General features: G+C 70.7%; 17 protein-coding genes. 5 read left to right on the forward strand and 12 right to left on the reverse strand.

Annotated features, from left to right (window positions below; genetic code table 11):
* Positions 1–8: 8 nt before the first annotated feature.
* The gene (locus ACFW9O_RS28850; RefSeq protein WP_384613394.1) at positions 9–602 is read right to left on the reverse strand and encodes a hypothetical protein; all 594 of its coding nucleotides are present in this window, start codon (positions 600–602) and stop codon (positions 9–11) included.
* Between the two features lie 520 nt (positions 603–1,122).
* Between ACFW9O_RS28850 and ACFW9O_RS28855 the strand changes: the two genes are divergently transcribed.
* A complete protein-coding gene (locus tag ACFW9O_RS28855) occupies positions 1,123–1,989 on the forward strand; it encodes a methyltransferase domain-containing protein (RefSeq protein ID WP_351177739.1) in 867 nt (288 codons plus the stop codon).
* A 71-nt stretch (positions 1,990–2,060) separates the two neighbouring features.
* Here the strand turns inward: ACFW9O_RS28855 and ffh are convergent, their stop codons facing one another.
* The 5 genes from ffh to ACFW9O_RS28880 form a co-directional block, all read right to left on the reverse strand.
* On the reverse strand, positions 2,061–3,608 hold the full coding sequence (gene ffh / locus ACFW9O_RS28860; protein ID WP_351177742.1) for a signal recognition particle protein: 1,548 nt from the start codon (positions 3,606–3,608) through the stop codon (positions 2,061–2,063).
* A gap of 121 nt (positions 3,609–3,729) precedes the next feature.
* A complete protein-coding gene (locus ACFW9O_RS28865; protein ID WP_384613397.1) occupies positions 3,730–6,183 on the reverse strand; it encodes a [protein-PII] uridylyltransferase in 2,454 nt (817 codons plus the stop codon).
* A 32-nt stretch (positions 6,184–6,215) separates the two neighbouring features.
* Positions 6,216–6,554: a P-II family nitrogen regulator gene (locus ACFW9O_RS28870; protein ID WP_014048583.1), complete on the reverse strand. Its 339-nt coding sequence runs from the start codon at positions 6,552–6,554 to the stop codon at positions 6,216–6,218.
* Positions 6,551–7,903, reverse strand: coding sequence for an ammonium transporter (locus ACFW9O_RS28875; RefSeq protein WP_351181374.1), 1,353 nt, complete (start codon positions 7,901–7,903; stop codon positions 6,551–6,553). The genes ACFW9O_RS28870 and ACFW9O_RS28875 overlap by 4 nt, the downstream gene beginning before the upstream one ends.
* Positions 7,904–8,242: 339 nt before the next feature.
* Complete coding sequence (locus tag ACFW9O_RS28880; protein ID WP_384613398.1) at positions 8,243–9,718, reverse strand: hypothetical protein; 1,476 nt, start codon at positions 9,716–9,718, stop codon at positions 8,243–8,245.
* 429 nt (positions 9,719–10,147) lie between these two features.
* Here ACFW9O_RS28880 and ACFW9O_RS28885 point away from each other — a divergent pair, with 429 nt between their 5' ends.
* The gene (locus ACFW9O_RS28885) at positions 10,148–10,795 is read left to right on the forward strand and encodes a bifunctional DNA primase/polymerase (RefSeq protein ID WP_351181380.1); all 648 of its coding nucleotides are present in this window, start codon (positions 10,148–10,150) and stop codon (positions 10,793–10,795) included.
* 65 nt (positions 10,796–10,860) lie between these two features.
* Here ACFW9O_RS28885 and ftsY read toward each other — a convergent pair whose 3' ends face one another.
* Positions 10,861–12,066 (reverse strand): signal recognition particle-docking protein FtsY, encoded by a 1,206-nt coding sequence (gene ftsY, locus ACFW9O_RS28890; RefSeq protein WP_384613399.1) that lies wholly within the window; start codon positions 12,064–12,066, stop codon positions 10,861–10,863.
* 110 nt (positions 12,067–12,176) lie between these two features.
* On the opposite strand from ftsY, the gene ACFW9O_RS28895 reads away from it, so the two are divergent.
* The gene (locus tag ACFW9O_RS28895) at positions 12,177–13,571 is read left to right on the forward strand and encodes a purine-cytosine permease family protein (protein ID WP_384613401.1); all 1,395 of its coding nucleotides are present in this window, start codon (positions 12,177–12,179) and stop codon (positions 13,569–13,571) included.
* 105 nt (positions 13,572–13,676) lie between these two features.
* On the opposite strand, the gene ACFW9O_RS28900 is transcribed toward ACFW9O_RS28895, so the two are convergent.
* The 4 genes from ACFW9O_RS28900 to ACFW9O_RS28915 form a co-directional block, all read right to left on the reverse strand.
* On the reverse strand, positions 13,677–15,095 hold the full coding sequence (locus ACFW9O_RS28900; RefSeq protein WP_384613403.1) for a sugar porter family MFS transporter: 1,419 nt from the start codon (positions 15,093–15,095) through the stop codon (positions 13,677–13,679).
* Between the two features lie 262 nt (positions 15,096–15,357).
* Entirely contained in the window at positions 15,358–19,119 is a 3,762-nt protein-coding gene (locus ACFW9O_RS28905) for an AAA family ATPase (protein WP_384613405.1), read from the reverse strand.
* Between the two features lie 285 nt (positions 19,120–19,404).
* On the reverse strand, positions 19,405–19,617 hold the full coding sequence (locus ACFW9O_RS28910) for a hypothetical protein (protein WP_018551753.1): 213 nt from the start codon (positions 19,615–19,617) through the stop codon (positions 19,405–19,407).
* Between the two features lie 439 nt (positions 19,618–20,056).
* The gene (locus ACFW9O_RS28915) at positions 20,057–20,338 is read right to left on the reverse strand and encodes an acylphosphatase (RefSeq protein ID WP_351172122.1); all 282 of its coding nucleotides are present in this window, start codon (positions 20,336–20,338) and stop codon (positions 20,057–20,059) included.
* A gap of 155 nt (positions 20,339–20,493) precedes the next feature.
* Here ACFW9O_RS28915 and ACFW9O_RS28920 point away from each other — a divergent pair, with 155 nt between their 5' ends.
* Positions 20,494–21,435, forward strand: coding sequence for a CAP domain-containing protein (locus ACFW9O_RS28920; RefSeq protein ID WP_384613408.1), 942 nt, complete (start codon positions 20,494–20,496; stop codon positions 21,433–21,435).
* 95 nt (positions 21,436–21,530) lie between these two features.
* Positions 21,531–21,950 carry a winged helix-turn-helix transcriptional regulator gene (locus ACFW9O_RS28925; protein ID WP_384613409.1) on the forward strand — a complete coding sequence of 140 codons (420 nt, stop codon included), beginning with the start codon at positions 21,531–21,533 and terminating at the stop codon, positions 21,948–21,950.
* Positions 21,951–21,992: 42 nt separating this feature from the next.
* On the opposite strand, the gene mutM is transcribed toward ACFW9O_RS28925, so the two are convergent.
* Positions 21,993–22,850, reverse strand: coding sequence for a bifunctional DNA-formamidopyrimidine glycosylase/DNA-(apurinic or apyrimidinic site) lyase (gene mutM / locus ACFW9O_RS28930; RefSeq protein WP_384613411.1), 858 nt, complete (start codon positions 22,848–22,850; stop codon positions 21,993–21,995).
* Positions 22,851–22,900: the final 50 nt, after the last annotated feature.

Below are 22,900 nucleotides of genomic sequence, written 5' to 3' on the forward strand. Positions count from 1 at the left end.
ACGTCGCCTCACCCCACCGCGGCCACTGCTTCCGGGATGCGGAACGGCTTTCCGCAGCCGCCGCAGACGATCGGGGCCTGTGCGAGGACCGAGGGGACCACGCGCACGTTGCGGCCGCAGTCGCAGACGGCCTTGACCCGCACGCCCCCTCCGGAGGAGCCGTGCCGGGCCGCGGGGCCGCGGAAGGAGCGCTTGGTGTCGGCGGCGGTGGCCACGGTGTGCGCCTTGAGGGCGCGCTGGAGCCGTTCCGTCGTCGGACGGTATCTGCGTTTGGCCTCGGGATTGAGTGTCACCAGCGAGAATCCGCTGCTGGCATGGGGTTCCTCGGAATGATCCAGACCCAGCTCCTCGGCGATCGCGAGGAACCGTCGGTTGTGGTACCGGCCGGCACGGGAGGTGTCCCGGACACCTCTCGCGGCGGCGATGCCATGGACTGCCTCATGGAGCAGTCGTTCGAAGGAGAGCTCGGCGCCACAGGCGGACGAGGACTCTCCGATCAGGGACTCTGGCGCGGCAAGATCGGGCAGCTCGGGGTGGTACCGCTGAATGTCGGCCCACGCCTGTGCCAGCTCTGCGGCAAGTACAGGTGGTGTCGTGCTCACGTCGTGATAACGAGCCTGAGTGCCCCGGTGTTCCTATTCCGGGGCATCCCAAATAATTTGCACGTACCAGTCAGTTGCCGTCGATGCGTCCGGACGAGGGCGGGTGCGCAGATCTGCGGAGAAGGCTCACAGCTCGCACCAAGGGGGTACGTAGCGTGCCGTACGCCCCGGCGCGTATGCGGGGTAGCCCCACGGGCGACATTACCCGGCCCCGCGGGACGGCCCCGAACCCCCCGCCCGTCCGGGCGAAGAGCCTTCGACGTGCTCCGTCCGGCGTGTCGGGTAAGACTGGGACGAGAGCGAGCAGCGGGCGTGCTGGTCCCCGGCGCCCCCGGCCACGATGCGGAGGCCGGGGGCGCACGACCGGAGCACGCAAGCAATGCCATCCCACCCCGTCCGACCTCTGGACGGGACCGCGGATGCGGAGTTCTCTGGCATACGGGGGCTGCGGGCGCACCTACGACATCGGGGGCCGCCCACTAGGGCACGACCGACCTCTCGGCGGATTGGGGCGCATTCCATGACACCAACGCTCGTCCGGCACCACCGGTACGCGGATTCGTCCGCCGCCGTGGATGGCGGCACCCGCGCCCGTGACTGGGCGGAGATCCAGGAGCGCATGCTGGCGCCGCTCTACGAGGCGGTGTACGAGCGGCTCGAAGTCGGGGCCGGTACCAGGATGCTCTCCATCGGCTGCGGTTCCGGGCTCGCCCTCCTCATCGCGGCATCGCGCGGGGCGCACGTCACCGGGGTCGACACCGACCGTGAACGGCTCGCGCTGGCCCGCGAGCGTCTCGCGTCCGGCCAGGAGGCAGGGCCCGCACGGCCGGACGCACCGCCGCGGGCACGGCTGGTCGCCGGCGCCCCGTCGGCGGCCGCACCGGCCGGTGAACCGGCGTACAACCTGCTCACGGCGTTCGATCCGATCGGCTGCGCGGCCGGCGACTCCGAAGGGCTCTCGCCCGCGCTCGCCGCCGCCGTGCCACTGGCCGCGCGGGGGGCCACGGTGGTCCTGACCGGCTGGGGACCGCCCGAGCGGTGTGCCACGGCTCCGGTGCTCCGGGTGGCGGCCCGGCTCGCCGAGTCGGCGCGCACACCGCGCCCCGGCGGCTGGCGTCCCGCACTGCGGGACGACCTCGAGGACGTTGCGGCGCGGGCGGGGCTGAAACCGGACGGATCGGGCCGGGTCTCCTGCCCGTTCGGGTACGCGGACCTGGACAGCGCGGTGCGCGGACTGCTGTCGACCGGCCTCTTCGACACGGCGATACGGGCCACGGACCGTTCCCAGGTGGAGAAGGAGGTCGCGGAGGCACTGCATCCGCACCGGCGGCCCGACGGGACGGTATGGATGCCGAACGTCTTCCGCTATCTGGTGTGCGTGGTCTAGCACCCGGGGAGAGACATGAGGAAGGGGCGCCCCGCCGAGCGGGGCGCCCCTTCCTCATGTCTTCCGGCCGGTCAGCCCATGAACTTCTTGAACTCGTCCGGCAGCTCGAAGTTCTTGTCCTCCTGGGCGGGCAGACCGAACGCGCCGCCCTGCGCCGCCGCCTCACGGCGGGCCGCCTCGGCCTGCTCCTCGGCCTTGCGCTTCATCGGGTTGCCGCTCTTGCGCTTGCCCTTGGCCTGCTTGACCTGCTTCTTCTGACGGCCCGCGCCGCCACCCGAGCCGGGCATCCCGGGCATGCCCGGCATGCCGCCGCCCTGGGCCATCTTCGACATCATCTTGCGGGCCTCGAAGAACCGCTCCACCAGGCTCTTCACCGCGGAGACCTCGACGCCGGAGCCCTTGGCGATACGGGCCCGGCGCGACCCGTTGATGACGGTCGGTTCCCGGCGCTCGTGCGGCGTCATCGACTTGATGATCGCGGCCGTGCGGTCCACGTCCCGCTCGTCGATGTTGGCGATCTGGTCCTTGATCTGCCCCATGCCGGGCAGCATCCCGAGCAGCTTGGAGATGGAGCCCATCTTCCTGACCTGCTCCATCTGCGCCAGGAAGTCGTCGAGCGTGAAGTCCTTGCCCTTGCTCGACGCCAGCTTGGAGGCCATTTGAGCGGCCTCTTCCTGGCTGAAGGTCTTCTCCGCCTGCTCGATCAGGGTGAGCAGGTCACCCATGTCGAGGATGCGGGACGCCATGCGGTCGGGGTGGAAGGCGTCGAAGTCCTCGAGCTTCTCACCGTTCGACGCGAACATGACCTGCTTGCCCGTGACATGGGCGATCGACAGGGCGGCGCCACCACGGGCGTCACCGTCGAGCTTGGACAGGACCACGCCGTCGAAGCCGACTCCGTCGCGGAAGGCCTCGGCGGTGTTGACCGCGTCCTGGCCGATCATCGCGTCGACGACGAAGAGGATCTCGTCGGGGCTGACGGCGTCGCGGATGTCCGCGGCCTGCTGCATCAGTTCCTGGTCGATACCGAGGCGGCCCGCGGTGTCGACCACGACCACGTCGTACTGCTTGGCGCGGGCGTGCTCGATCGAGTCCTTGGCGACCTGGACCGGGTCCCCCACCCCGTTGCCCGGCTCCGGCGCGTACACCGCGACACCGGCGCGGTCGGCGACGACGCTGAGCTGGTTGACGGCGTTCGGACGCTGGAGGTCACAGGCGACCAGCAGCGGCGAGTGGCCCTGGCTCTTGAGCCAGAGACCGAGCTTTCCGGCGAGGGTCGTCTTACCGGCACCCTGCAGACCCGCGAGCATGATCACGGTGGGAGGGTTCTTGGCGAACCGGAGCCGCCGGGTCTCGCCGCCGAGGATCCCTACGAGTTCCTCGTTGACGATCTTGACGACCTGCTGGGCCGGGTTCAGCGCCTGGGAGACCTCGACGCCGCGCGCCCGCTCCTTGACGTTGGCGATGAACGCACGGACGACGGGCAGGGCGACATCGGCCTCGAGCAGTGCGATACGGATCTCGCGAGCCGTGGCGTCGATGTCCGCCTCGGACAAGCGGCCCTTGCCCCTGAGGTTTTTGAAAGTCGCGCTAAGGCGGTCGGAGAGAGTATCGAACACGGCGCTCGTCGGTCCTCAGGGTCGGGGGTGGTGGCAGGTCAATCGCCCTCCAGGGTATCCGGACCCCGTGGAACGCAAAGCCCCCGGCCGTTTCTCGTGACGAACGGCTCGGCGGCGGGGTTCAGCGCAGTGCCTTCTCCACCTCCCTGGCGACTGCCGCCGCCCGTTCCCGGGGCAGCGGCTCACCGTCGGTGTCCGTGACGTAGAAGGCGTCCACCGCGTTGGCGCCGAGCGTCGAGACATGGGCGCTGCGCACCCGTACCGCGCTCTGCTCCAGGGCCCAGCCGATCCGGTGCAGGAGTCCCGGGGCGTCCTGGGCGCGCACCTCGATCACCGTGGCGAGCCGTGAGCCGGCCGCCGCCACGGTCACCCTGGGCGGCGGCGCCTTCACGCCGCGGCGCCTCGGGTAGGCGGCCTCGCGCTCGGCGAGGCGGGTGCGGATGTCCAGCGACCCGTCCAGGGCCCGTACGAGATCGGCGCGGAGCCGGGTGGCCTGCGGGAGGGATCCGTACTCGGCCGCCACCCGCCAGCTGAGCACCAGCAGACCGGCTGTCTCGCCGAGCTCGGTGGGGAGCTCGACGGCGCGCAGATCGGCGGCGCGGACGGTGAGGCGGTGCAGGGCGAGTACCCCGGCCGCGGCCGGCAGCACGCCGGGCCGGTCGGGCAGGGCGATGAGGAGCTCGACGCCGACGGGTCCGGGTTCGCCGTCCTCCGAGACGGGCTCGGGCTGGGTGCGCAGGGACAGGACGGCTTCGCCGGTGCGCAGGGCCTCGATGGCGAGGCGTTCCTGTTCGGCGCTGGGCGCGAGGGGTTCCTGCTCGGGCGGCTCCTCCCCGGCCAGGAGCGCGGCGACGCGCTTGACGAGGTCCGTGACGAGGGAGGCCCGCCAGGAGCTCCACGCGGCGGGACCGGTGGCCAGCGCGTCGGCCTCGGTCAGCGCGTGCAGCAGTTCCAGGGTGGAGGCGCTGCCGACGGCGGTGGCGACGGAGCGGACGGTCGCCGGATCGTCGAGGTCGCGCCGGGTGGCGGTCTCGATGAGCAGGAGGTGGTGGCGTACGAGGGTGGCGAGGACACCCACGTCCTGCTTGTCGAAGCCGATGCGGGCGGCCATGTCGCGGGCGATGACCTCGCCCGCGACGGAGTGGTCCCCGGGCCAGCCCTTGCCGATGTCGTGCAGGAGGGCCGCGACCAGGAGGAGGTCGGGGCGGCCCACGCGGCGGGTGAGGGAGGAGGCGCGGACGGCCGTCTCGACGAGGTGGCGGTCGACGGTCCAGGTGTGGACGGGGTTGCGCTGCGGACGGCAGTGGACCCGTTCCCAGTCGGGCAGCAGCCGGGTGATGATGCCCTCCGCCTCCAGGGCCTCCCAGACGCCGACGGTGGACTCGCCCGCGCCCAGCAGGGTGACGAGTTCCTCGCGGGCCTGTGCGGGCCACGGCACGGGCATCGGCTGGGCCGCGGTCCGCAGGTGGCGTACGAGGTGGCGGGAGAGCGGCAGCCCGGACTCGGCCGCCGCCGCTGCGGCCCGGAGGGTGAGGACGGGGTCCTTCTCGGGGCGTGCGGTGCGTGCGAGGACGACTTCGCCGTCCGCCTCGACGACGCCCTCGGCGAGCGGGGTGCGTTCCGGGGCGGCCTTGGTGCCGCCGCCGAGGATCGCCCGAAGCCGGGGGCGTGTGGAGCGGGCGCGCAGGACGCGGTTGACCTCGCGCCAGGTGACGTCGGTGGCGTACGAGACGGTGCGGGCGGCCTCGTACACCTGGCGCAGCAGGGCGTCGGAGTCGAGGAGGCCGAGGGCGCCGGCCACCTGGTCCTGTTCCTGCAGGGCGAGGCGGTCGGTGGCGCGGCCGGTGGTGAGGTGGAGGGCGTCGCGTGCGTCGAGGAGGGTGCGACGGGCTTCGGCGAGGCCTTCGCGTGGGGCGTCGGCGACCCAGGAGGCGGCGACGGCGCGCAGGGCGGTGGCGTCACGGAGACCGCCGCGGGCTTCCTTCAGGTCGGGTTCGAGCAGGAACTGGAGCTCGCCCATGCGTTCGGCCCGCTCCCGGCAGAGTTCGTCGAGGGCGGGGAGGCGCTTGGGGGCCTGGTTCCGCCAGTCGGCGAGGACGGCGGTGCGCAGTCCGGCGACGAGCCCGAGGTCTCCGGCGACGGGGCGCGCGTCGAGCAGCCCGAGCTGGACCTTGAGGTCCTCGCCGGCGGTCTTGAGTGCTTCGCCGGGGGTGCGTACGGAGTGGTCGAGGGCCAGGCCGAGGTCCCACACGGGGTACCAGACGTGGTCGGCGAGGGCGGCGACGGCTCCGGCGTCGGCGCTGCCGTCGTGCAGGAGGAGGAGGTCGAGGTCGCTGCGCGGGGAGAGTTCGCCGCGGCCGTACCCGCCGACGGCGACGAGGGCCGCGCCGCGGACGCCCGCCGCCTCGACGGCCGCGGTGAACAGCGCGGTCAGCCACTCGTCGGTGATCCGGGCCAGGGCGGCACGGCGCGGCGGCCCGGACTGCGTCTTCTCCTGGAGAAGACGCAGCCGGGCCGCCGCGTAGCCGCTGGGTCCCGAGTCCTCGGATTCGGTGGTCACTTCGGTGCTCGTCACCCAGCTGCCTTTCCGTTCGGGAAAACCGTCGGTCAGAGTGCGTCCGGGCCGCGCTCACCGGTCCGTACGCGGATCGCGGTCTCGACGGGGACGCTCCAGACCTTGCCGTCACCGATCTTGCCCGTCCGGGCGGCCTTGACGACCACGTCGATGAGCTGTTCGGCGTCCTCGTCCTCGACGAGCACCTCGATGCGGATCTTGGGTACGAGGTCGACGGTGTACTCGGCGCCCCGGTAGACCTCGGTGTGTCCGCGCTGCCGCCCGTAACCGCTGGCCTCCGTGACCGTGAGGCCCTGGACGCCGAAGGCCTGGAGGGCCTCCTTGATCTCGTCCAGCCTGTGTGGCTTCACGACTGCGGTGATGAGCTTCATGCGTCCACCTTCTTGTTCGTCGGGGCTGCCGTGGCGCCGGGCGCCGGAGGTGTGGTGCGCGTGGCCGCGCCGCCGCCGGCGCCGCTGAAGTCGTACGCCGTCTCGGCGTGCTCGACCTGGTCGATGCCGGAGATCTCGTCGTCCTCGGAGACGCGCATACCGATCGTCTTGTCCAGGAGGAAGGCGAGGATCGCGGAGACGACCAGAGAGTACGCGAGGACCGCGAACACTCCGACGGCCTGCTTGCCGAGCTGGTCGAGGCCGCCGCCGTAGAAGAGGCCCTTGACGTCGGACTGCACACCGCCGGTGGCGAAGAAGCCGACGAGGAGGGAGCCGATGACACCGCCGACGAGGTGGACGCCGACGACGTCCAGGGAGTCGTCGTAGCCGAACTTGTACTTCAGGCCGACGGCCATGGCGCACAGGACACCGGCGATGACGCCGATCGCGATGGCGCCGAGCGGGCTGACGGCGCCGCCCGCCGGGGTGATGGCGACGAGGCCGGCCACGGCGCCGGACGCCGCACCCAGGGTGGTGAAGGAGCCGTGGCGGATCTTCTCGTAGGCGAGCCAGCCCAGGACTGCCGCACCGGTGGCGACCTGGGTGTTGACGAACATGACCGCGCCGACACCGTCGTCGTTGCCGAGCCACGAGCCGGCGTTGAAGCCGAACCAGCCGAACCACAGGAGCGCGGCACCGAGCATGACGAGCGGCAGGCTGTGCGGCCGCATCGGGTCCTTCTTGAAGCCGACCCGCTTGCCGATGACCAGGATCACGCCGAGGGCTGCGGCACCCGCGTTGATGTGGACGGCCGTACCACCGGCGAAGTCGATGACGCCCAGCTCGAAGAGCCAGCCGCCGGCGCCCCAGACCCAGTGCGCGACCGGGAAGTAGACGACGGTGACCCACAGCGCGACGAACAGGGCCCAGGAGGTGAACTTGACCCGGTCGGCGAGAGCACCGCTGATGAGGGCCGGGGTGAGCACGGCGAACATCAGCTGGAAGACGGCGAAGACGTAGGTCGGGATGGTGTAGCCGTCCCAGAGCTCCGTGACGCCGATCCCGCTGAGGCCGACGAAGTCCGAGCTCCAGCCGATGACGGAGCCGACGTCGGCGCCGAAGGCAAGGCTGAATCCGTAGAGCACCCACAGGATCGTGACGATCCCGAGGCTGATGAAGCTCATCATCAGCATGTTCAGGGTGCTCTTGACGCGGACCATGCCTCCGTAGAAGAAGGCCAGGCCCGGGGTCATCAGCATCACCATCGCGGAGCAGATGAGCATGAACCCGGTATTGGCGGCAGACAGCGTCGGGGCGTCTGCGGCAAGCGTCGTGATGCCTGGGGGCATCGGCGTCTCCTCGTCGTCGGTGCGGCCACGTGCGGGGGTGCGGGACCACTGTGGAAAAGGTGCGGGCCGGTTATGCGCCATGAGATTCGCGCAGCGCGGTTTCCACGAATGCCGCACGATGTTTCGCCTCAGTGACGAAGGGGCTTCGCGTGTTACGTCCGAATGAACCGGGAGTGGCGAACCCGTTGTGCTGCCTACCATGCTGCCTGCGCCGCATACGGTGCGGTTCGGACGGCTCAGGACGTGAACCGGCCACGGCAGCCACCCGCTGACCTGGCAATGGGGGAGCCGAGTCGGGATGTACGGGATGGCTGTCGTGGCCGGTGGTCGGTGTGGCGGTCAGACCGCTTCCGCGGTCTCCGGAAGCTGCTCGGTGAGCAGGTCGGTGAGCCGGGCGACCTCGGCAATGTCGCCGAAGTCCCTGGCAGCGGTGTCGACGGTCTTGCGGAGCCGGGTGTTCACACGCTCGGACCTGACCTTCTTGGCGATCTTCAGGGCCTGGGTGGCCAGCACCGTCGACTCCTCGGGCTCGCGCTTGAGCAGATGCACGGTGGCCATGCCGATCAGATTGAGCGCGAAGGACCTCTGGTGCTCGTCGTCCTCGCCGAAGAGCTCGACGGCGCGCGCCATGACGGGCTCCGCGAGCGAGGCGTACGTGGGGCTGCGGCCTGCGACATAGGCGAGGTCACGGTAGGAGTGGGCGTTCTCGCCGTGCAGTTCGGCGTCGGAGAAGAAGCGGATCCAGTCGGGCTCGGGCTCGCCGTCGAGTCCGGCGTCGGCGAAGGTGTCCTCGGCCATCCGGACCGCCCGCTTGCACTTGCTGGGCTGGCCCATGTTGGCGTACGCACGGGCCTCCATCGCATACAGCATGGCCTGGGTGCGCCCGGTGGCGCAGTCACGGCTGCCGTACTGGGCGAGGTGGATGAGTTCGAGTGCGTCGTCGGGCCGCCCGAGGTGGATCATCTGACGGCTCATGCTGGACAGGATGTACGAACCCAGCGGCTTGTCCCCCGCCTCCTTGGAGGCGTGCAGGGCGAGGACGAAGTACTTCTGCGCGGTGGGCTGGAGGCCGACGTCGTAGCTCATCCAGCCGGCCAGTTCGGCCAGTTCGGCGGCGCAGCGGAAGAGGCGCTTCGCGGTCGCCTCGGGCTGGGATTCCTGTAACAGGTCGGTGACCTCGTGGAGTTGGCCCACGACGGCCTTGCGGCGCAGTCCGCCACCGCACTGCGCGTCCCACTGGCGGAACATCGCGGTGGTGGACTCCAGCAGGTCCAGCTCTGGTCCCGAGAGCCGCGAGGGGCGTTGGCCGGGGACGGACTGTTCCGGCACCGGGGGCCCGGAGGGGGTCGCGGGCACCAGCCAGCGCTGCATCGGTTCGATGAGGGTGGGGCCGGCGGCCAGGGCGAGGGAGGAGCCGAGGAAGCCGCGCCGCGCCAGCATCAGGTCGCTGCGGGAGAACTCACTGAGCAGCGCGACGGTCTGCGGGCCCGCCCAGGGCAGGTCGACCCCGGCCACCGACGGGGACTGGTGGGCGGCGCGCAGACCCAGGTCCTCGACGGCGACGACGGTGCCGAAGCGCTCGGAGAAGAGCTCGGAGAGGATGCGCGGGATGGGTTCACGCGGCTGTTCGCCGTCGAGCCAGCGCCGGACCCGGGAGGTGTCGGTGCTGATGTGGTGGGCGCCCAGCTGGCGCGCACGTCGGTTCACCTGGCGTGCGAGCTCGCCCTTCGACCAGCCGCTGCGCACGAACCATGATCCCAATTGCCCGTTGGGGCGCTTCCCGGCATTCGCCTCGCCTGCGCCGCTGCCACTCACTGGAACGCCCCCATCCCGCTGAAACCTGTCGCGCGAACCTCTATCAGAATGCCGTGCATCGGTGCTGCCCGTACGGACGTTGCGCACCATCGAACAGAGAGTCGGGTTGCCCGGGGCATACCCGTGAGCGCACATGCAATTGCATGGTTCGAGTACCGACGGTAATCCTACGATCACTGCTCACGCGAGGGTGACCGCGGAAACGCCACCATTCGCCACCCCTTCGGATGAACGCGCCCGGCGCTGACCGCGATTCACTTGACAGGCCGCGATCAGGGACGAGCGGAGTGAAGCATTCAGGGGCGCGTGAACCGTATCGCGCAACCCCCCGATGTCACCCCCGCGCGTCATATGACCGTCGGCAGCGCCGGAGGACGCTCGCGTGCTCCGGGTCGTAACCACCGGTGACTCGGACCCGTTGGAGGGGGCATGGGCTTCACGATCGGCGGCATCCGTGAGATGCGATCCGGCTCGCGGCGCCGCGGCCGTGCGGCCGAGGGCACCGCGGTGGCCGAGTACACAGGAATCTGGGGCTGGGCGGTGGCTCCGGGAGCACGGGCGAGCGACGGCGCCTGCTCGTGCGGCGACGACGTGTGCGCGGCCCCCGGGGCGCACCCCCTGGACTTCGCCCAGGAGGTGCCGGCGGGCGCCACCTTCACGATCGCCGCGAACGCCTGGGCCGAGGTGCCCGGCGCCTCGATGCTGCTCCCCGTGGGCCGCAGCTTCGACGTGCTCGACGTCGCCGAGGCCGCCGGCCGGCGGGCCCTGGTACGCATGGAGCGGATGGGACTGCCGCTGGGCCCGGTGACGGTGACCCCCACCGGGCGGACGCAGTTCTTCGTCGCCCCCGGCGCCGCGGCCGGACTGCCGGGGCTCCTGTACCGGATGGGCTGGGACGACGCGGATCTCGACCTGCGTGCGCTGGGCCCGGGTTCGTACATCACGGCTCCGCCGTCCGACCTCGGGGGTCTGGGGCCGGTCCGGTGGCTGCGTCCCCCGCAGCCGGACACGGCTGTCGCTCCCCCGCAGGCACGACTGCTGCTGGGCACGCTGGCCTACATATGCCATCGCTGGTGACGCCCGAAGGGCGGTGAACCCCTCTCGGGTTCACCGCCCTTCCGGCGTGCGCGGGGGTACGGGAGTCAGTCGCCGATCAGTGCGTCGACGAAGGCGTCCGGCTCGAACGGAGCCAGGTCGTCCGGCCCCTCACCGAGGCCGATGAGCTTCACCGGGACGCCCAGCTCACGCTGGACCGCGATGACGATGCCGCCCTTGGCGGTGCCGTCCAGCTTGGTGAGGACGATGCCGGTGATGTCGACGACCTCGGCGAACACCCGTGCCTGCACCAGGCCGTTCTGGCCCGTCGTGGCATCGAGGACGAGGAGGATCTCGTCGAGCGGCCCGTGCTTCTCGACGACGCGCTTGACCTTGCCGAGCTCGTCCATGAGGCCGGTCTTGGTGTGCAGTCGGCCGGCGGTGTCGATGAGCACGACGTCCGCGCCCTCGGCGATGCCCTCCTTCACCGCGTCGAAGGCGATCGACGCGGGGTCGCCGCCCTCGGGTCCGCGGACCGTGCGGGCGCCGACGCGCTCGCCCCAGGTCTGGAGCTGATCCGCGGCGGCGGCGCGGAAGGTGTCGGCCGCACCGAGCACGACACTGCGGCCGTCGGCGACGAGCACCCGGGCGAGCTTGCCCGTGGTGGTCGTCTTGCCGGTGCCGTTGACTCCGACGACCATCACGACGCCGGGCGTCTCGGCGCCGCCCTCCGTCTTCACGGCACGGTCGAAGTCGGTACCGAGAAGGGTGATGAGCTCCTCGCGCAGCAGCGTGCGCAGGCCTTCCGGCGTACGGGTGCCGAGGATGCGGACCCTCTCACGGAGCCGCTCCACCAGTTCCTGGGTGGGCGCGACGCCGACGTCGGCGGTCAGGAGGGTGTCCTCGATCTCCTCCCAGGTGTCCTCGTCGAGGTTGTCGCGGGACAGGAGTGTGAGCAGCCCCTTGCCCAGGGAGTTCTGCGAGCGGGCGAGCCTGGCACGGAGGCGTACCAGACGGCCCTCGGTGGGCTCGGGGACTTCGAGCGGGGGGATCTCCGGCTCGATGACCACCGGGGCTTCCCCGGCGGGAGCCTCGGTTCCGGGGGGACCGACCTCCTCGATGGTGCGCCGCGCTTCGTCGCGCGGCGCCTCGGCCTCGTCGCCGATGTGAGGTTCGGCGGGAGGTGTGATGGTCGGCGTGCTCGACGGCGCCGAGGGCGGCAGCTGCTTCTTCTTGCGGCTGCTGACCACGAGCCCGCTGATCAGGCCGACCGCGACCAGGGCGATGACTACAGCAAGGATGACGATTTCCATAACCAGTCCAGTATCGGCCACCGCTGTGGTCCGGGCGCGGTTCCGGAGGACCGCCCGGACGGACCCCGGGTCGTTATGCACCTTTTGGTGGTAAAGGTACGCTCCTGTCCGTGGAGAACCGCGGTCTCGATCCCGTCCCCGACGCCGAACGCACCGGCCGGGTCGGCGCCCTCTTCCCCACCTGGGTGACGGCGAACATGACGGTGCTGCTGCTGACGGTGGGCGCCGGTCTCACCGTCTTCAACGGGTTGAACTTCTGGCAGGTACTCGCCGTCGCGGTCACGGCCCCGCTGCTCTCCTTCGGGCTCGTCGGCCTGGTGTCGATCGCCGGGAAGCGGGGCGGCTCGCCCGGCATGGCGCTGTCGCGGGCGGTTTTCGGCCAGCGCGGCAACCTGTTCCCCGGCGCCCTGCTGTGGGTGGCCCGCTGGGGCTGGGAGACGGTCAACGCGGTCACCGGCTCCTACGCCATGCTGGCGGTGCTCGACCTGCTGTTCGACGTCCGGAGCACCAACAGCCTGGTCGTGGTGACCCTCACGGCCTTCGTGGCGTGCAGCTTCCTCGTCTCGGGGCTCGGCATCCGGGCCCTGCGAGGGTGCTGCGCCGTGTCGTCGTACCTCTTCGGCGGCGCCAGTCTCCTCGTACTGGTCCATGTGATCGGCTCGACACCGTGGCGGGCCGTCCTGGACCGGCCCGCGGGCCCGGCGGCGATGATGATCGCGGGGATCGGGACCCTGGTCGCCGGAGGCATCAGCTGGGTCCCGTCCGCCCCGGACTTCGCCCGCTACCTGCCACGTTCGGCCTCCGCCCGGATGATGGTCGGCGCGACCGCGGGAGGGGCACTGATCATCGTCCTGCCGATGGTGATGATGGGCGCGGTCATGGCGGTGGGCGCGCCGGGGCTGGCCGTCGCGGAGGATCCGGTGGCCTTCATCGGACCGCTCCTGCCGGGCTGGATCTCGGCGCCCTATCTCCTGATCGCCGTCTTCGGCATGGTGATGATCAACGCCATGTCGATGTACTCCGCCGGCTTCACCGCCCAGACACTCGGGTTCGCGATACCCCGCGCCTGGGCCGTGGGCGTGAACGCCGTCATCAGCCTGCTGCTCGGCGGGCTGATGATGATGGTGGCGACGAGTTTCATCGACACGTTCATCTCCTTCCTGGCCCTGCTCGCCGTGACGTTCTCCGCCTGGATCGGCGTGTTCGGCGCGGATCTGCTCCGGGGGCGTACGTACGACGCGGCGGCCCTGATGGACACGACGTCCCGCAGCGCCTACTGGTACTCGGCCGGCTTCTGCTGGCAGGCCATGACCGCGTGGGCGGCGGCCCTCGCCGTGGGGCTCCTGTTCACGAGGGTCGAGTGGTTCGCGGGCCCTCTCGCCACCACCTGGATCGGCCGCAACGGCCTGGGCTGGGCGGCGACGATCCTGGCCGCGGCGGGGGTGTACGCGCTGCTGCCGCGTCCGGCCGTCCGCCGGGACGACGGCGGCCTCGCCGGCTTCTGACGGCCGGTCCGTCGCACGATCCCGGCCCGCGACAGCACGCTGCCCCGGTCGGGCGAGTGGCCGGACCGGGGCAGCGTTCTGTTCCGAGGAGAGGGGCAGCGGGGATTAGCCCATCTCCTCCAGCGCCTTGCCCTTGGTCTCCTTCACGAACTTGAGCACGAAGGGGATCGAGAGCACGGCGAAGCAGGTGTAGATGATGTAGGTGCCCGACAGGTTCCAGTCGGCCAGGCTCGGGAAGCTCGCGGTGATCGCCCAGTTGGCGATCCACTGCGCGGACGCGGCGACTCCGAGCGCGGCGGCGCGGATGCGGTTCGGGAACATCTCACCGAGGAAGACCCAGACCACGACACCCCACGACAGTGCGAAGAAGAGCACGAAGACATGGGCCGCGATGAGTGCGACGGTGCCCTGGGTGTCAGGAAGCTTGCCGTCGACCAGGTCGGCGGAGAAGGCCCAGGCCTCGACACCCAGCGCGATGGCCATACCGGCCGAGCCGACGAGCGCGAGCGGCCTGCGGCCGACCCGGTCCACGAGGACCATCGCGATCACGGTGCCGATGATGTTGATGATCGACGTGGTGAACGAGTAGAAGAACGAGCTGGTCGGGTCGATGCCGACCGACTGCCACAGCGTCGACGAGTAGTAGAACGCCACGTTGATGCCGACGAGCTGCTGGAAGACGGACAGTCCGATACCGACCCAGACGATCGGCAGGAAGCCGAAGCGGCTCCCGAGCAGGTCGCTGAACTTGGACTTGTGCTCGCGGTGCATGGCCGTCTCGATCTCGAGCACGCGGGCGTCGAGATCGACGTTCTTCCCCTCGACCTCTTCGAGGATCTTGCGGGCCCGGTCCTTCTTGCCGATGGAGATCAGGAAGCGCGGCGACTCGGGGATCGCGAAGGACAGCAGCCCGTAGAGGATTGCGGGCACGACCATGACGCCGAGCATCCACTGCCAGGCCTCGAAGCCGCCGATCTCACCGCGCTGGTCGCCGTCGGCGATCTGCAGGATGCCGTAGTTGACCAGCTGCGAGATGGCGATGCCGATGACGATGGCGGCCTGCTGGAAGGAGCCGAGCCGGCCGCGGTAGGCGGGCGGCGAGACCTCGGCGATGTAGGCCGGGCCGATGACCGAGGCCATACCGATCGCGAAGCCGCCGATGATCCGCCACATGGCGAGGTCCCACAGCGCGAAGGGGAGCGCGGAGCCGATGGCGCTGATGGTGAACAGCACGGCGGCGATCTGCATGCAGCGGATGCGGCCGATCCGGTCCGCGATACGTCCCGCGGTCGCGGCGCCGATCGCACAGCCGATCAGCGCGATGGCGATGACCTGCGCCAGCGTCCCCGAGCCGATGTCGTAGCGGTCACGGATGGCTTCCACCGCACCGTTGATCACGGAGCTGTCGTAGCCGAAGAGGAAGCCGCCCATCGCCGCGGCTGCGGTAATGAAGATGACATGGCCGAGATGCTCCGGGTGGGCCTCCCGGGCTCCGGACTCCGGTCCGTGCTCTGTGCTGGTCACATGAACTCCTGATGCCTGGCCGCAACGTCAGGCGTGGGGGGTGAGCCCTCCCAGTGGCGCACAACTTCCCGCCAGACACCACTTGAAGGTAAAAACAACATTGCCGAGGTTATGTGTTCAAGTTTCGAAGTCAAGACGGGAGTCAGGGCCGGTGGGTTCTGACATCTACCCACTAGCACCCAAAAGGTGCGTTGAAGTGTTGAAGATTAGGTAAAGACGGCGTGCGCGTGTGTGCCCACGGTCCGCCCTGCCCCGCAGGCCCTCAGCGGAGCCGCTGGCTGATCACCTTGGAGACTCCGTCGCCCTGCATCGAGACGCCGTACAGCGCGTCGGCGACCTCCATCGTCCGCTTCTGATGCGTGATCACGATGAGCTGTGAGCTCTCCTGGAGCTCCTCCATGATCCGGATCAGACGCTGCAGATTGGTGTCGTCGAGCGCCGCCTCGACCTCGTCCATCACATAGAACGGGCTCGGCCTGGCCTTGAAGATGGAGACCAGCAGGGCAACGGCCGTAAGGGATCTCTCGCCGCCCGACAACAGCGACAGCCGCTTGACCTTCTTGCCCGGCGGCCTGGCCTCGACATCGAGTCCGGTCGTCAGCATGTTGTCCGGGTCGGTGAGGATGAGCCGGCCCTCGCCGCCGGGGAAGAGCCGGGAGAAGACACCCTCGAACTCACGTGCGGTGTCCCGGAACGCCTCGGTGAACACCTGCTCGACCCGCTCGTCGACCTCCTTGATCACCTGCATCAGATCGGCGCGGGTCTTCTTCAGGTCCTCGAGCTGCTCGGAGAGGAACTTGTGCCGTTCCTCCAGTGCGGAGAACTCCTCAAGGGCGAGCGGATTCACCTTCCCGAGTTGCTGATACGCCCGTTCGGCCGCCTTCAGCCTCTTCTCCTGCTCCGCCCTGACGAACGGCTTCGGCTGGTTGCGGGGGTGCTCCGGATCCTCCGGAAGCTCCTCGCCCTCCGCCGCGGGGGACGGTGGCACGAGCTGGTCGGGGCCGTACTCGGCGGCCAGGCCGGCCGGCTCCACGCCGAACTCCTCCAGCGCCTTCGTCTCCAGCTGTTCTATCCGCAGCCGCTTCTCCGCCCCGAGCACCTCGCCGCGGTGCACCGAGTCGGTCAGCCGGTCGAGCTCGCCCTTGAGGTCACGGCCCCGGTTGCGTTCGGCGGCCAGTTCACGCTCGCGCCCCGCCTTCGCGGCCTCGGCCGAAACCCGCTCCTCCTCGGCCCGTACGACGGACACCTCGACGTGCGCGAGCAGCTGACGGGCTCCGGAGGCCACCGCGGAGGCCACCGCCGCCTCGTGGAGCATCCGGGCGCGGCGCCGCTCCGCGCGGGTCCGGGCCTCGCGCTCGGCGCGCGCTCCGCGGTCGAGGGCCTCGGCGCGCCCGGCGAGTCCCTTGACCCGTTCCTCATGGGTACGGACCTGGAGCCGCGCCTCCATCTCGGTCTGGCGCGCGTTCGCGCCGTCGGCGGCGAGCCGGTCCCGTACGGAAGTGTCGGGCTCCTCCTCCACCGGGGTCTCCTCGGCGACGAGCAGCCGCTCGCTCAGCTCTTCCGCCTCCTCGGTGGCACGCTCCAGGGCCTCCTGTGCCCGCGCCGCGGACGCGGTGGTGCGCTCGGCCTCCCCGGCCGCGCCACGGGCCTGTCCGGCCAGGCGGCCGAGCTGCTGGGCCACCCCTGACTTCTCCCGTTCCGCGGCACGGCGCCGTTCCCCGAGCTCCTCCACACGGGCGGCGCCCTCGCCGCGCAGGGTGCCGGCGCGGTGCTGCGCCGCGGCGAGCTCCTCGCACCGTACGGCCAGCTCGGCCAGCTCTGCCGCGGCCTCGTCGACCGATGCCTGTACTTCCAGAAGGCTGGGCGCCCCGGCGGAACCTCCGTGCGCGAAGTGCGCTCCCAGCACATCGCCCTCGCCGGTCACCGCGGTCAGCCCCGGGTGGGCGGCGACCAGGTCCTCGGCGTCCTCCAGCGTCCCGACGACGACCATGTCGCGCACCAGCCGCCGTACGGCCACCATCAGTTCGGCGGGCCCCTGCACGAGCTGGGCGACGGACGGTGCGGGTGCGACCTCCGCCCGGTCGGCGGACGCGACGGCCGCGTCCGGAACGATCGCGGACGCCAGGGCCGACGCCGGATCGGCCGGCCCCGGAACGGTCCACCCCGTCCGCTCGGCCTGCCCGGTGGCCGGGTACCCGGGTGCACCGGGCTGCCCGCCCTGTCCGGGTACGAGCCCCGCACCGTGCTCCGTGCCGCCGCCGGCCGCGCCGGACGCCTGGCCGGGCAGGTGTCCCGCGGCGGCTCCCGCCCCTCCGAGCAGGAGCGCCGCGCGGCCCGCGTCCTGCTTGCGCAGCAGGCGGATCGCGTCCGCCGCCGTCGCCGGGTCCGTCACCGCGACGGCATCGGCCGCCGCCCCCAGAGCCGCCGCCACCGCGACCTCGTACCCCGGAGCCACCGTGAGGAGTTCCGCGGCCGGGCCGAGCAGTCCCGCCAGCCGGTCCCCCGCGCCGAGCAGCACGCCCGTGCCGTCCTTGCGGCGCAGTCCCAGCGAGAGCGCCTCGTGACGGGCGGCGAGCGCGGCACGCTTGCGCTCCGCGGAGGTGGCGGCCTCCCGGGCCGCGCCGAGTGCGGACTCGGCCCCGGCCAGTTCCCGCTTGGCGGCCTCGTGCGCTTCCGCCAGTTCCGCGTCGCCCGCGTCCAGACCGTCGACTTCGCTCTTGAGCTGTTCGTACTCCTCCTGTGCGGCGACCGCCCGCTCGCGTGCCTCGTCCCGGGTCGCGGTGAGCCTGTCGATCTCCGCCTGCGCCGAACCGGCGCGGCTGCGGGCAGCGTTGACCTGGCCGTTCAGCCGGGCGAGGCCTTCGCGCCGGTCGGCGATGGCGCGGGCGGCGTCCCGGAGCCTGCGCTCCTCGGCGGCCAACTCGCGTTCCAGCTCGGCCCGGTGCGCGGTGGTGTCCTCCAGTGCGTGCTGTGCCGCCTCCAGCGCGGCCTCCAGCTCCGCCTCCTGCTCGCGGATCCGGGCGGCCTCGCGCTCCATGTCCTCGGGGTCCCGGCCGCGCCGCTCCTCCTCCGGTGCGGCGGACGCGCTCTTCACGCGCGCGTCGGCGAGCGAGATCGTGCCCCGTACGCGTTCGGCCAGCTGCGAGAGTTCGTACCAGGTCTGCTGGGCCCGCTGCAGCCTCGGCGCCAGCCGCCGTACCTCGTCCTCGAGGTCGGCCTCGCGGGCGAGCGCCGCCTTGAGCTCGGCCTCGGCCTTCTCCCTGCGCAGCTTGAGCGCCGCCTCGTCGGCGATCTCACCGCGCAGCGCGTCGTGCAGCCCGACCAGGTCGTCGGCGAGGAGGCGCAGCCGCGCGTCACGCAGGTCGGCCTGGATGACGGCGGCACGGCGGGCGACGGCGGCCTGGCGGCCCAGCGGTTTGAGCTGGCGCCGCAGTTCGTCGGTCAGGTCCTGGACCCGGGCCAGGTTGGCCCCCATCGCCTCCAGCTTCCGCAGCGCCTTCTCCTTGCGCTTGCGGTGCTTGAGCACGCCGGCCGCCTCCTCGATGAAGGCGCGGCGCCCCATCGGATCGGCGTGCAGTACGGAGTCCAGCCGCCCCTGCCCGACGATGACGTGCATCTCGCGGCCGATACCGGAGTCCGAGAGGAGTTCCTGGATGTCGAGCAGCCGGCAGGTGTCGCCATTGATCTGGTATTCGCTGCCGCCGTTGCGGAACATGATCCGGGTGATCGTCACCTCGGCGTACTCAATGGGCAGCGCGCCATCGGAATTGTCGATGGTCAGGGACACTTCCGCGCGGCCGAGCGGTGGTCTGCCGGTGGTGCCGGCAAAGATCACGTCTTCCATCTTGCCGCCGCGCAGGCTTTTGGCGCCCTGCTCGCCCATGACCCAGGAGAGCGCGTCCACCACATTGGATTTGCCTGACCCATTGGGGCCGACGACGCAGGTGATCCCCGGTTCGAACCGCAGGGTCGTGGCGGAAGCGAATGATTTGAAACCACGCAGGGTCAAGGCCTTGAGGTGCACGCCGCCGGACTCTACCTTTCACTCTCGGTTTCGCTGATGAAGGTGCAGGGCACATCAGACGGTAAGCGAAGAGCGGTAGATCAGGGACGGGCCGGGGGGCAAAGAAAGAAGGGACGCCGAGGCGTCCCTTGTAAATCGTGTGCAGTCCTGCGTGACGGATCGCGAGCGGACCGGATCACAAGCAATCCATGGTGTTCCCGGACGACGATCCGTGACGAAGACATTCCAGTGGTGATCCCGTACGGCTGCCACGTGCAGCCCGACCGGCCCCGACGGGGCCATCGGTCAGGTCAGCGCGGGCTCCGCCTGGGGTACGTCGATGTCGATGCTGTCGAGCAGCGACTCTTGGTGCTGGGCGGCGGCGTTGAGCGCGTCGTTCTCGTCCTGGATCCGTACGAGCTCGGATTCCAGGTCCTGGACGCGCTGCTGGAGCCGTCGCATCTCGGCGAGGAGTCGCGGATCGGAACCGCCGACGTAACCGAGAAGCGCCTTTGCCATGATGGATGGTCCTCCACACTGAGTGACCGACCGATGCGGTGTGGGTCGTGAGGGAATCGCACCCGCGGTGCTCGGCAGTGCTCTGTCTTCACTGTGGTTCTGCTGCCAAACAGCTCTGCCAAACAGCTAAGGTGCGCGGGGTTTTCAGCGTCTCACCAAAAAGTTTGACGGTCAACACGATCACACCCCGTTGAGGCGGGTGTCCCGGGGGTGCGCGGCCGGACGATCATGCGGCGCGACTCTCCTGCGGGGTCCCGAGGGGCGTGGAGATCTTCGTCAATGCCGCAGCCTGGCATGACATGACGTTCTTGGCAACCATGCTCCGCCGACGGGTCCTTTCGCAGGTCATTTCGGGTGCGGGGCCCTCGACGGCCGGCTCGGTCACCCCTCGCCGCACCCCGGATACGGAGCGGATCCGCGCGGCCTTTCGTCGCCCCGGTCAGCGGATTGCGAATCCGTCATATCCACCGCGCGGCGTGTCCCAGATCTCAGTGACGCCGTCCACGCGGCCGGGTGTGTCGTCGGAGCCGAGCCAGTCAAGCAGACGGTGGCAATTCTCACGTGCCCCTTCCGCGACAACCTGCACTCTGCCGTCGTCGAGATTGAGGGCAAAGCCGGTGAGGCCTCCGATCTCCAAAGCATTTGCCCTGGTGAACCAGCGGAACCCTACTTGCTGTACTCGGCCGCGTACCCAGACGACGAGTCGTGCATCTTCGCTCATGCCCGAACGCTAACCGGCCAATTGCTCAACGAGCACGTCGCCCCTTTACGCCATGGCGTACAGTCCCCTCGCAATAGCCTCACCCGAACGGGTGAGATCGACAGTGAACACGGTGACGTCGCAGAGACGCCCGGAGCACGAGGAAGGCACAGCGCATGGGACGCCATCGACGCTCGGGCGCAGCCCCCGCCGCTGACCAGCACCCCGCAGGCGGGACAAGCGGACAGCACGGCAACCGCCGCAGGAAGCGGGCCGGAACGCCTCTGCGCACCGGACTTCTCGGCGTGTCCGCGGCCGTGGCCGTCGGCGCGGTCGCTGTCGCGTCGGGTCTGCTGCCCGGCGGTGACACCTACAGCGTGAGCGGCGGCCCCGCCGCCGAACAGGTCCGCGCGGGCGGTGCCCCGGACCTGCTGACGCAGGGCGGTTCCTCCGCCACGCCGACCGATCGCACATCGGAGTCCGCGTCCGCGCAGGCCGGACGGGGCAGCGTGCGCCCCGCGGCACCGTCGAAGTCCGACTCGGCCACTCCGACGAAGAAGCCGTCCGCCACCGCCTCGAAGCCGGCGGCCAGGAAGGCCGACAAGCCGACGAAGAAGCCGGAGCGCACGAAGGCGCCGGCCACGGAGTCGAAGAAGCCTTCCAGCCCGGCCACCAAGGCCCCGGCCGCCCCGAAGAAGCCGTCCGCCACTCCGAGCCGCTCGACCGCGGCCCCGACGGCCGACACCTCCGCGCAGGCCGAGGTTCTCGCCCTGGTGAATCAGGAGCGCGCCAAGGTCGGCTGCCGCCCGGTCACCGCGAGCGCCTCGCTGAACGCGCTCGCCCAGAGCTTCAGCGAGGACATGGCAGCCCGCGGCTTCTTCGGCCACACGGACCCCGACGGAGCGACCCCCTGGGACCGCGCCGACAAGGCGGGCGTGACGGGCCTCGGCGGCGAGAACATCGCCCGCGGCCAGGCCGACGCGCAGGCCGTGATGGAAGCCTGGATGAACAGCGACGGCCACCGCGCGAACATTCTCAACTGCGACTACACGACGCTCGGCGTGGGTGTGCAGCTCGGTTCCGGCGGCCCCTGGTGGACGCAGGACTTCGGCTTCTGACCGGCTCCCGGCCGCCTTCCGGCCTCCTCGCGACGGCATGACGTGTGTGCAGCGCTCACCAGAAGTGAGCGCTGCACACGCGTAAGCTGGCTCGCATGGGCGGGACGGACATCGGCGGGACAGAGGCGGACTCCACGCGCGACGGCAGCGGAGTGCCGTTCAACGTGTTCTCCCGGAACTGCCCCTCGCGCGGGACGCTGGAGCACGTCACGGGCCGCTGGGGCAGTCTGACGCTCGGCGCGCTGTACGGGGGCAGTCTCCGCTTCAACGAGCTGCGCCGTCGGATCGACGGGGTCAGCGAGAAGATGCTCTCCCAGACACTGCACGCGCTGGAGCGCGACGGCCTGGTGCACAGGGAGGCCCGGCCCACCAACCCGCCGCGGGTCGACTACGAGCTGACAGCTCTGGGCCGTGAGGTCACCGGACAGTTGCTGGGACTCATCCACCTCGTACAGGGCCGGATGCCCGAGGTGCTCGACGCGCGCGGGCGCTACGACGGGGCGCGCGGCGCCTGAGCGCCCCCTCAGCCGGTACGCGGCGGAACGGCCGGAGCCCCCTCAGCCCGTACGCGGCGGACGCTGGCAGCGTGGGCAGAAATAGCTGGAGCGGTTCATCCAGGGGCGACGGCGCATCGGCGTCCCGCAGCGGCGGCACGGCTCGTCCTCGCGTCCGTACGCGTCGAGCGACCGGTCGAAGTAGCCGGACTCGCCGTTCACGTTGACGTAGAGGCTGTCGAAGCTGGTGCCGCCCTGATCGAGCGCCTCGTGCATCACCGCCCGGACATGGCCCAGCAGCTCCGCCGACTTCGGCCGGGTCAGGGTCGCGGTGGGCCGCTCGTAGTGCAGCCGGCTGCGCCAGAGCGCCTCGTCCGCGTAGATGTTGCCGACCCCGCTGATCAGGGACTGGTCGAGCAGGGCTCGCTTGACCGTCGTACGGCGCAGCCGCAGCGCCGTGTGGAACGCGGCGTCGTCGAAGGCCGGGTCGAGGGGATCGCGCGCGATGTGCGCGATGACGTCGGGCAGCCCGTCAGGGGTGTTCTCGTGGAGCGAGAGCCCTCCGAAGGTCCGCTGGTCGACGAAGCGCAGCTCGGTGCCGAGATCGTCGTCGAAGCGGATCCTGATCCGCAGATGCTTCTCGTCGGGGGCCTCCCCGGGCTGCACCAGCAGCTGACCGCTCATGCCGAGGTGGCCGAGCAGCGAGGAGGACACCTCCTCCAGAGGCACCCAGAGGTACTTGCCGCGGCGCATCGCCGTGCCGAAGCGCCGACCCGTCAGCCGGGCGGCGAAGTCCTGCCCGCCCGCGAGGTGCCTGCGGACCGCACGCGGGTGCAGGACCTCGACCTCGTCGACGGTCCGCCCGGTGACCCAGCGCTCCAGACCGCGCCGTACGACTTCGACCTCGGGCAGTTCGGGCACGGCTCTCCTTCGAAGACATGACAGCGGACGACATGGCGGTGGACGGCGAA

The sequence above is a fragment of the Streptomyces sp. NPDC059499 genome (assembly GCF_042749285.1).
GTDB lineage: Bacteria > Actinomycetota > Actinomycetes > Streptomycetales > Streptomycetaceae > Streptomyces.